Raw genomic sequence first — 9,012 nt, forward strand, 5'->3', positions numbered from 1 at the left:
TGCGGACGGCGGCGCGGGTGCCTCCGCCGCGCCGGGCGGCCGCCGGCAGGAAACCCCCCGACGATGAGCGTCGTCGTCCCGATCATGATCGGCGTGGGGTACGTGTGCCTGATGTCCCTGATCCGCGAACCGCACCGGCGCCGGTTCGACGCGATCATGGTGGCCGGAGCCGGGGCCGCCTACCTCAGCGGCGGCGGTTTCGGCCCGTGGGAGTTCGCCTTCACGGCCGTCATGACCTACTGCGCCTACCGCGGCCTGGAGTCGTGGACGTTCGTCGGCATCGGGTGGCTGCTGCACACCGGCTGGGATCTGCTGCACCACCTGCACGGCAACCCGATCATCCCGTTCGCGGACCACTCTTCCCTGGGATGCGCGATCTGCGATCCGGTGATCGCCGTGTGGTGCTTCTCGGGCGGCCCCTCGGTCACCGGCCTGCTCCGGGTGCGCCTGGTTCGGTCCCGCGTCGGTTGAGGCTGATCAGGTGGGCAGGGTCGCGGCCAGCGGTGCGCCGATCTGGATGTCGAGGTACGCCACCAGATCGTCTCCGTCGACGGCGCCCCGGCGCGCATCGATGATCACGACCGTTCCGGCCACGATGCCGGCGAAGCCGGTGCCGGATCGGCGGGACCGTTCGATCCGCTCGGTGACCTGGGGGCGGACCTCCTCGGCGAGGAACGTGAGGCCATGCGGGAACTCCTCGCCGAGCAGGTGCCGTTGCCGCCCCGACTCGATCACGCTGCCGATGCCGAACCAGGCCGAGACGATCTGGTCATCGCGGAGGGCGACACGGAAGTAGCCGTTCGACCGGGTGCGGTCGCAGCTCTGCTGGGGTGGGTAGAAGCAGTCGTAACCACCGGCCAGGAGATCATCGACGGCGGAGCTCATCGAGGTCGCGTAGTGCGCTGAGCCGAACGGCCAGCGTCGCACGGAGGTGTCCCGGGCGGTGACGACCAGTCCGTTGTGCCGGTCATAGCCGTAGTCCGCGTGCGTGTCCGACCACCCCGTCCGGGGGACGCCCTCGCTCGGCCGCGTCCCGTGGGTATGGAGATCGCGATCGAAGTCGTCGATCTCCTGCCGCACGCGGTCACCGGCTTCGGGCCAGATCGCGGTCAGCGCCGGTGCCGCGGCCTCGGCGACCTGGTCGTCCTCGTGGTTCCCCTGCGGGGAGGGGAACCACGCCCAGGCGAGCCGGTCGTCGCGGTCGAGCAGGAACTGCGCCACCTGCGGATAGACCGTGTCCGCCTCGTCGCGGAGCCCGATGCGGCACCACAGGGCACGGCCGTCGGCATTGGCTCGGACCTGCGCACAGAACCAGCCGGCCTCCCTCAACGGCCGAGTGAGAGCCCCTGCCGTGCCGTCGGCCGCGATCGGCTCGGCCCGCGAGTCCTCACCCGCCGCGTCGTGCTCGTAGACGCCGGCGGGCGGCAGCGACGGCGGCTCGTCCGGCCCGGTGCAGCCGGACAGCGCGAGCGGAGCGATCATGATCAGCAGTGCCGTGAGAGTCGTGCGGACGACCGGTCGATATCGGCGTGCGGGCATGGAGAACGGACGGGACACGGGGTCCATCGAAGCCGCCGGCCGCGAGGTCGGCAACTTCGGTGATGGGTAACGGATGCGCTGCACCAGATCCGTGCCACTTCCGTGCCACATCCGTGCCAGATCGCGCCCAATCCGTGCAAGAACGAACGGCGACCAGCGGCGACGCTGGGGCTCACGGGCTCTCTCGAAGGCTCACGAAGCCTCACGGAGGCTCACGGTCACTCGGCCACGCTCACCCGCGCCGCATATCACTCCTGAGAGTGAGGGCAGCGGGCGAATGAATCCAGATAATAGGCGGATGTTCGCAGCGGGCCGGACCGAGGGAGCCGTCGACGGGGCGCTCGCGGTGGGCGTGGTCCTGGCCACGGTGATCCCGCTTCTGCTGCCCGCTCCCAATCCCTGGTGGATCATCGGGCTCGGGCTGCTGGCGTCGGCGCCGGTGGGGTGGCGCAGGCGTGCGCCGATGGTGGTCGCGGTGGTGGTCGGCGCGGCGATGTCGGTGCTGGTGACATGGGAGAAGCCGTTACTGCCCTTCGGGCCGCTGCTGGCCGTCTACACGATCGCCGACCTGAGCCCCAGGTGGAAGAGGCTGGCGGCGATTCCGCTGATCGTGGTGGCGGTGGGCGCCTCGTTGGTGCTGCCCGGGGAGAACGACGAGACCTACCGGCTGGTGGGGACCGCCTTCGTCGCCGCCTACGCGCTGGGCACCAGTGTCAGGGCGAGCCGCTCGCGGGCCGCCGAGCTGACCGAACGGGCTCGGCGGCAGGAGCAGGAGCACATCGCGGCGGCGGCCGAGGAACGCACCCGGATCGCGCGCGACATGCATGACATCATCACTCATTCCGTGGGGCTGATGGTGGTCCAGGCCGAAACCGGTCCGGTGGTGATGCGCAGCGCTCCGGACAAGGCCGAGGCGGTGTTCGATGCGATCGCCGACATGGGAAGGGGCGCGCTGGCCGAGCTCCGGGGGGTGCTCGCCGCGCTGCGGACCCCGGGCGAGGGCGGCGGACCGGTGTGGGGCCACGCCGACGAGCGCCCGGGCGAGTCCCTGTTCCAGCCACGTCTGGCCAACCTTCCCGCGTTGCTCGACCGCAGCGGCCTGGACGTGGTGAGCACGACCGCCGGCACGCCGCGCCCCGTGGCGGAGAGCGTCGAGGCCGCCGTGTACCGCATCGTCCAGGAGGCGCTCACCAACGTGCGCAAACACGCCGGTACGCGTGCCGTCCGCCTGGCTCTGACGTGGGGGGAGCGCCTGACGGTGGAGATCGCCGACGACGGGCGAGGGCCGGGTGAGCGCGGCGGGTACGGGCTGGCCGGGATGCGAGAACGGGCGGCGGCATGCGGCGGGACGCTCAGGGCCGAGGCGGGTCGAAGCGGGGGATTCGTGGTGACGGCCGAATTTCCGCTTGGATAGCCGGCATGTTACGGGTGCTCATCGCCGACGATCAGGATCTCTTCCGCGCGGGGTTCGGGCTGATCCTCGGGGCGCAGCCGGACATGGAGGTGGTCGGTGAGGCCGCCGACGGCGAGGAGGCGATCGCCGCGGCCAGGCGGCTCCAGCCGGACGTGGTCCTGATGGACGTGCGCATGCCGGGAATGAACGGCATCGAGGCGACCCGGCAGATCTGCGCCACCACCGCCGCCAAGGTACTGGTGTTGACCATGTTCGACCTCGACGAGTACGTCTACGACGCGGTCCGGGCGGGAGCGAGCGGCTTCCTGCTGAAGGACATCCGGCGCGACGAGCTGGCTCACGCCGTGCGCACCGTCGCCTCGGGTGAGGCCCTCCTGGCTCCGGCGGCGACCAGGAGGCTGCTGGAGGACCTGGTGCGCCGGCCCGCCCACGGCGTCGCCCCCCGGCTGACGGCGAGGCTGGGCGCACTGACCGAACGCGAGCGCGAGACGCTGAAGCTGGTCGCGCAGGGCCTGTCGAACGCGGAGATCGCCGCCGCGCTCGTGGTCACCGAGCACACGGTCAAGACGCACGTCAGCCGCATGCTCACCAAGCTGGACCTGCGGGACCGGGTCCAGGCCGTGGTGCTCGCCTACGAGTCCGGGCTGGTGGTCCCCGGCAGGAGTGACGACGGAGATCACACCCGCGAGTGACGCGCCCGCGGGGTGGGGGAAAGCACGATCGTCGGCATGCGACGCATCCTGCTCACCCTCGCCTCCGCGGTTCTCATGCACTTCGGCACCGGTCTCCACCCCGTCTGGTGGCTCACCTGGCTCGCGCCGCTCCCTGTCCTGTTCCTGGCTCGCCATGCGAGGACGGGGAGGGGCACGGCTTTCGCCGCCGGGACGCTCGTCTGGCTCGCCGGCCAGGCGCAGATGTGGCCGTACTTCACCGGATCCCTGGAAATGCCGCCCGCGCTGGCCGCCGCCCTCATCGCCGGCCCCGCGCTCTGCTACGGCGCGGGCGTGCTGCTCTTCCGCACCCTGCTCGTGCGCGGCAGGGGGCTGCTGGCGGCGGCGGCCGTACCGGCCGTCTGGGTCACCACCGAGTACGTCATGAACCTCGCCGGACCGCACGGGGCCTGGTGGAGCCTGGCGTACACGCAGGCCGACCTCCTGCCCGTGCTGCAGACCGCCTCGGTCACCGGGGTCTGGGGCATCACCTTCCTCCTGCTGTTCGTGCCCGCCTCCATCGCGGTCCTGCGGCCGCGCGCGGCGGTGGTCTCGGGTGTGCTGGTCGCGCTCACGCTCGGCCATGGTCTCCTACGACTCGCGACGCCCGCCGACAGCGCAGGACGGAAGGTCGCACTGGTCGCGACGGACGATTCCAAGGATGTCCTCCACCGGTACGGCGAGGCGGTGGACGACGCGGCGGCCCACGGCGCGGAGGTCGTGGTGCTGCCCGAGAAGGTCTTCAGGACCGCCGACCTGCCGCTCGCCCGCCCGGGCGTGGAGGTGGTCGCGGGGATCGCCATGGAGACCAACAGCGCGGTGAGCTACCCCTCCGGCGTGCGCTACGACAAGCACCACATGATCCCGGGAGTGGAGGGCAGGTTCCGGCCCGGCACCCGCCTCGCCTTCCTCGACGGCGATCGGCTCGGCCTCATCATCTGCAAGGACCTGGACTTCCCCGGCCTGGTCAGGCAGTACGGCAAGGCCGGCGCCGCCGCCCTTCTCGCGCCGGCCTGGGACTTCGACCAGGACGCGTGGCTGCACAGCCGCATGGCGGTGGTGCGCGGCGTGGAGAACGGCCTGGCGGTGGCCCGCGCCGCGCGCGAGGGACTGCTGACGGTCAGTGACGACCGCGGCCGGATTCTCGCCGAAGGCCACAGCGCCTTGACCGGCATGACCACGGTCACGGCCGCCCTGCCTCGGCAGGGCTCGGCCACCCTCTACACCGCCCTGGGGGACTGGGCCGCATGGGCCTCGGCAGGGTTGCTGCTGCTCGCGCTCGGTGCGCTGACCCGTACGAAACCCTTCGGCTCGGTGAGTGAAAGCCCGGCCGGCGACACCGTGATGAGCCTGTCGGCGCCGAGCTAGGTGTGCGGGCCGGCAAGCCCTCCATGTACCGGCCGCATCTTGACCGGCGTGGCGCGGCGCGATGTCGTCGGCTTCGTCCGGTTCGGCTACCTTTCGAGGGCAGGAATGAAGGACCGGACCTGACCGGGAGATCGCCCTCGGCAGGCGGTCGGGCTTCCGTTCCGCGGTCACGCACGCTCGCCGGACTCACCATGGAGCACCCGTTGATGAAGACAGGGCACCCTGATGGAGCCTGAGATCACCGGCCCGGCCTTCGGCGCCGGAGGGACTCCCCCGCGGCGGTCCAGGGAGGAACTTCCGGTGACCCGTTCGCCGGTCCGAGAGGCCTCGCGCGTGCCGGAAGGCATGAGGACGCCGCTCGGCGGCACGCCCGCCGGCGGTGTGCCCGAGGTCGCCCCGGCACAGGCGTCCGCTCGGGGCGGTCGCCGGCGCGCGTGGCCGCACCGGGCCGTCCTCGCCCTCGTCATGGTCGTGCAGGCACTGCTGTCGACGCGGCTGCACAACTCCGCCTTCATGGACGAGGCGCTGTACATCTACGCCGGCCGCATGGAGTTCGCCCACCTCCTCCACGGGGCTGCGGTGAACCCCTCGTACAGCAGCACCTTCTCGGGTTCCCCCATGTTGTATCCCCTGCTCGCGGGGGCCATGGACGTCGTGGGCGGCCTGACCGGGGCACGCGCCCTGAGCCTTGTGTTCATGCTCGGCTGCACGGGCCTGCTCTATTCGCTGACCCGCCGTCTGTTCAGCGAGCGCGTGGGCCTGTTCGCGGCCGTCGTCTTCGCGGCCTCCCAGTCGACGATCGTGCTGGGCTGGTTCGCGACCTTCGACTCCGCGGCCCTGTTCCTGCTGGCTGTCGCCGCGTGGCTCGTGGTGCGCACCGCCCGGGCCGGCCCGTTCGCGGTCCTGTTCGCCGCGCCGGTCCTGGTCCTCGCCTTCTGCACCAAGTACGCCGCCGGACTGTTCATCCCCACGGTGGTCGGGCTGGCCGTCATCGTCGCCTGGCCCCATCAGGGCGTCCGCGCGCTCTGGCGCGGGGTGCTGCTGTCGGGCGCCGTGGGAGCCGTCGGTGGTGCCGTGCTGTACGGCAGCTCCATCCTGGCGGGCATCCGGTTCACCACCACCTCCCGGCCTCACGGCACCAACTCCGCGAGCTCGCTGGTCGATGTGTCCGTCGAGTGGATGGGGTTGGCCTTCGTCCTGGCGTGCCTGGGGGCGCTGTCGTACGTGTGCCGCGGCCGGATCGGCGAGGTCGCCTCCGCGGGCCGCGCGGCCGCCGGCGGTGCCGCTGGTGAGGTGCCGGGCAGGGTGTGGCGCACGACGCTGGGCCTGCTGCTCTGCGGGACGGGCCTGCTGGCCCCGGCCTACCAGATCCATCTGTCGACCTCCGTGTCCCTGCACAAGCACGTCGGGTTCGGCCTGTTCTTCTTCGCCCCGCTGGCCGGGCTGGGTCTGTCCACGATCGTCGGCCCGCCGTTCCGCCGCACACCGATCGGCCTCCTCGTCGTCCGCGCCGCGATCGGCCTGGGCATCATCGGGTTCGCCCTCTCCTCAGGCGTGGCGCAGTCGCAGTGGCGCTATGCGACCTGGCCGGACTCGACGCGGCTCGTCGACCTGCTCCGTCCGCAGGTGAACGGCAAGGGCCGGTACCTGTCGGACATCGCGCAGGTGCCCACCTACTATTTCCAGGACGTCACCGACTGGAGCCAGTGGACGGGCACCTACCACCTCGGCTACACCGACGCCGAGGGCGTCGAGCACACCGGCGCGGACGCCTACACGGCGGCCATCGGCGACGGCCGCTACGACCTGGTGGTGCTGCAGAAACCCGGAGTCTCGAAATTCGACCCGGCCATCGCGAAGGCCCTGCCGAGCAGCGGCAGATACCGCCTCTCCGCGGAGCTGCCGTTCTCCACGACCTTCGGCGACGGCTCCTACCAGGTCTGGACGAGGACCTCGGACCAGAACCCCGGCACGCCGCGTCATCCGGCAAGGACGGCGAGTCGGGTCTGCTGCTGATCTGTGCTCTAGCGTTCAACGTGGGCGACCGTCCCGTCACCTCCGCTCATGCAATCGTCGGCGAACCGACACAGGCGATCAATCCAGCGTTTCGGCTCGGCGGGGTCGACGTTGAGCTCCTTCAGCCATGACTGTTCCCAGAGACCGCCCGGGACTAAGAACCGGGCAGCATGGTCGGTTCCTAGGCGTTCGTCCAGGTGGAGGAGCGCGCCCATCGCCCAAGACTGGTCGTAGCGGCACTCCGGACGAGGAAGGTAGCGATCGAGGTAGTCGATGAGAGGCTCTGTGTCCTCCGCCCTCCCGAAGCGGGCGAACGCGAAGCAGTACCCCTTCCCCGCATAAGGGCCGCCGCTTTCCAAGAGCACTTCGCCAAGCTTGGGACGGAAGCGAATACGACGGTCAAGACCTATCAGGTAGGCAGCGACGAGACGGGGGCGCCAGTCCTCGTCCAGCAGTGCACCAAGCTCGTCGTCGGTGATCTCCTTCGCGTCACTCGCGATCGACCGGGCGAACGCGGCAAGTTCGGGTCTGGGCAGACGGAGGAAATTACCGCCGAGGAGCTTCATGTACCGTCGCGATGGCTCCCCCTCCGGAGTGCCCCTTCCTTTTGTGGTGACGAAGCGATGGATGAGGGGCGACACCTTGGCATTCCCGGCCTCGTAGTGCATAGGAGTATCTTTCCGCCTCTACGAATCCCGTGCTCCCTCCGGTCGCCGGCCTGTACCGGCATGCGCGCGGTGTGGTCTGGCCTTCTGATCCGTGGATCCCCGAACGTTGTCCCAGGGCGTCCTGGCTGGTTCACCGTGCAGCCCCTGCGGTCAGACCGTTCATATCAGCCCAGCCAGGTCCGCGACTGTCCATCGGGTTGGCTCCCAAAATGGCTCCCTCAGACGCACCCCTGGATCGCCTGCTTGAAAGCGACACGGCAACCAATTCGATTGTCAAGCCAGCTCTGGAAATGTGCCTTCAGGGCTTTCGTAGTAGCGGGCGATGGAGGCGCGGTGAGGTAAGGCTCCGGGCTGGAGGTGGCGGGGTTCCAGTCGGACGCCGGTGCGTCGTTCAGCGAGCGCCAGAGCGCCCTCGATGTAAGGCGGGAAGACCTCGCGTTCCGGGTCGAGATCCCAGATCATCCCCAGTTCTTCCAGGTCCTTCTTCAGGCGTTCAGGGTCGGTGCTGTCCCTCCAGTGGGCGTACATCGGGTCCAGTCGTGCGACGATGTGGCCGTCCACGGCATGGACGAAGTGCGAGTGGTAGTTGACATTGCGCTCAACACTGGCGATCGAGGTTCCAAGCGACAGGGCGTGCACCACGTCACGTAAGATTCCGGCTCCGCCGCACTCCACCATGATTGATCCACCGGCAGCGCGGCCGACTTCGATAGTGGCGAAACCTTCCTGCTCGGGGTCCTCGGTCAATGCCAGTCGGCGTAGCACGTCTTCAGGTGTGAGGTCGGCTATGAAGGTGAAGCAGAACGCTGCCGGTGCCCATCCGGACTGACTCCACCATGCGTAAACGTCCGTGGTCGCTCTGCGGTCGCCGACGACGATCGCCGTGCTCTCGGAGTGATGGTTTGTTCCGTCGGTGACCGGATCGACAGCAATTCGGTGACTGCAGCCTTCTTCCGTCTCGTCGTACAAGGCCAGGTGCGTGGGACACGGCCACACACGACAGGTGGGGCACGTCCTTACGTCATCACATGTGCAGTCATCGCAGCCGCGGGGATATCGCCTGCGAGTGACATGGCGAGAGCAAGGACGCCACTGGGCGATGACGCTCAACTGGTGGAGGGCGTCCACCCGAGCGACCGCTTGCACGGCCTTCGGCTGGACGATCAACAGGCACATGGGGCTGGTCCTGGGTGACCGTGATCGCCCTCTTGCCCCCCTGGCCCTGATCCGCTCGGCTTGTCCCGGGTCGATGGCGGGCGGGATGATCAGGCTTCCACCTCAGCCACTTACCAGCGGC

At 69.7% G+C, this 9,012-nt stretch carries 8 protein-coding genes; 5 read left to right on the top strand and 3 right to left on the bottom strand.

Features of this window, described 5'->3' with window-relative positions; translation table 11 throughout:
- The first annotated feature begins 63 nt into the window (after nt 1-63).
- On the top strand, nt 64-471 hold the full coding sequence (locus tag ACWEN6_RS39735; RefSeq protein WP_452577269.1) for a DUF6010 family protein: 408 nt from the start codon (nt 64-66) through the stop codon (nt 469-471).
- A gap of 6 nt (nt 472-477) precedes the next feature.
- Here ACWEN6_RS39735 and ACWEN6_RS39740 read toward each other — a convergent pair whose 3' ends face one another.
- Entirely contained in the window at nt 478-1,557 is a 1,080-nt protein-coding gene (locus ACWEN6_RS39740; RefSeq protein ID WP_452577271.1) for a hypothetical protein, read from the bottom strand.
- 280 nt (nt 1,558-1,837) lie between these two features.
- Here ACWEN6_RS39740 and ACWEN6_RS39745 point away from each other — a divergent pair, with 280 nt between their 5' ends.
- The 4 genes from ACWEN6_RS39745 to ACWEN6_RS39760 all read left to right on the top strand — a co-directional run bounded on the left by ACWEN6_RS39745 (nt 1,838) and on the right by ACWEN6_RS39760 (nt 7,047).
- Nucleotides 1,838-2,953, top strand: a complete 1,116-nt coding sequence (locus tag ACWEN6_RS39745) for a sensor histidine kinase (RefSeq protein ID WP_452577273.1) — start codon at nt 1,838-1,840, stop codon at nt 2,951-2,953.
- 5 nt (nt 2,954-2,958) lie between these two features.
- On the top strand, nt 2,959-3,645 hold the full coding sequence (locus ACWEN6_RS39750; protein ID WP_452577275.1) for a response regulator: 687 nt from the start codon (nt 2,959-2,961) through the stop codon (nt 3,643-3,645).
- A gap of 36 nt (nt 3,646-3,681) precedes the next feature.
- On the top strand, nt 3,682-5,031 hold the full coding sequence (locus ACWEN6_RS39755; protein WP_452577277.1) for a nitrilase-related carbon-nitrogen hydrolase: 1,350 nt from the start codon (nt 3,682-3,684) through the stop codon (nt 5,029-5,031).
- A gap of 333 nt (nt 5,032-5,364) precedes the next feature.
- Nucleotides 5,365-7,047: an ArnT family glycosyltransferase gene (locus ACWEN6_RS39760; protein ID WP_452577278.1), complete on the top strand. Its 1,683-nt coding sequence runs from the start codon at nt 5,365-5,367 to the stop codon at nt 7,045-7,047.
- A gap of 8 nt (nt 7,048-7,055) precedes the next feature.
- Here the strand turns inward: ACWEN6_RS39760 and ACWEN6_RS39765 are convergent, their stop codons facing one another.
- Together ACWEN6_RS39765 and ACWEN6_RS39770 are read right to left on the bottom strand one after the other, a co-directional pair.
- A complete protein-coding gene (locus ACWEN6_RS39765) occupies nt 7,056-7,715 on the bottom strand; it encodes a DUF6000 family protein (protein ID WP_452577280.1) in 660 nt (219 codons plus the stop codon).
- A 273-nt stretch (nt 7,716-7,988) separates the two neighbouring features.
- A complete protein-coding gene (locus tag ACWEN6_RS39770) occupies nt 7,989-8,684 on the bottom strand; it encodes a DUF6461 domain-containing protein (RefSeq protein WP_452577282.1) in 696 nt (231 codons plus the stop codon).
- Nucleotides 8,685-9,012: the final 328 nt, after the last annotated feature.

The sequence above is a fragment of the Sphaerisporangium sp. NPDC004334 genome, from assembly GCF_053602655.1.

Coding starts and splice junctions, on each gene's coding strand:
- ACWEN6_RS39735 (WP_452577269.1), top strand. CDS start 64: ATGAGCGTCGTCGTCCCGATCATGATCGGCGTGGGGTACGTGTGCCTG.
- ACWEN6_RS39745 (WP_452577273.1), top strand. CDS start 1,838: ATGTTCGCAGCGGGCCGGACCGAGGGAGCCGTCGACGGGGCGCTCGCG.
- ACWEN6_RS39750 (WP_452577275.1), top strand. CDS start 2,959: ATGTTACGGGTGCTCATCGCCGACGATCAGGATCTCTTCCGCGCGGGG.
- ACWEN6_RS39755 (WP_452577277.1), top strand. CDS start 3,682: ATGCGACGCATCCTGCTCACCCTCGCCTCCGCGGTTCTCATGCACTTC.
- ACWEN6_RS39765 (WP_452577280.1), bottom strand. CDS start 7,715: ATGCACTACGAGGCCGGGAATGCCAAGGTGTCGCCCCTCATCCATCGC.